This is a genomic window from Massilia sp. Root335, assembly GCF_001425685.1.
Classification (GTDB): Bacteria; Pseudomonadota; Gammaproteobacteria; order Burkholderiales; family Burkholderiaceae_D; genus Telluria; species Telluria luteola.
The window spans coordinates 788-1,346 of record NZ_LMCY01000003.1; the positions used below are offsets into that span (position 1 = coordinate 788).

1 protein-coding gene is annotated in these 559 nt (G+C 71.0%); it reads left to right on the plus strand.

The window, feature by feature from the left end; all coding sequences use genetic code 11:
- A partial coding sequence (locus tag ASC93_RS00570; RefSeq protein ID WP_157201721.1) for an AMP-binding protein occupies positions 1–559 on the plus strand: 559 nt, incomplete at both ends.

Genomic DNA, 559 nt, shown 5'->3' on the forward strand with positions numbered 1-559 from the left:
GCTCGCGTCGATGCGCCACATCCTCGCCGGCGGCGAAGCGCTGTCGCCCGGCCACGCGCGCACGCTGCGCGATGCCAATCCGTCCATCCTGCTCAGCAACGGCTACGGTCCGACCGAGACCACGACCTTCGCCTGCCACCACCCGGTGACGGCGCGCGACGACTTCAACCTGCCGCTGCCGCTCGGCGGTCCGATCGCCAACACCGCGATCTACATTCTCGACGCGTGGCTCAACCCCGTGCCCGTCGGCGTCGCCGGCGAACTGCACATCGGCGGCGCCGGCGTCGCCCGCGGCTATCTGCGCCGCCCCGGCATGACGGCCGAGAAGTTCATTCCCGACCCGTTCAGCGGCGAAGCCGGCGCGCGCATGTATAAATCTGGCGACCTCGCACGCCAGCGCCCGGACGGCACCGTCGAATTCCTGGGCCGGATCGACCAGCAGGTCAAGATCCGCGGCTTCCGCATCGAACCGGGAGAAATCGAAACCGCGCTGACGGCGCTGCCCGGCGTGCGCGAAGCGGCCGTGCTGGCGCGCGAGGACGTCCCCGGCGACAAGCGC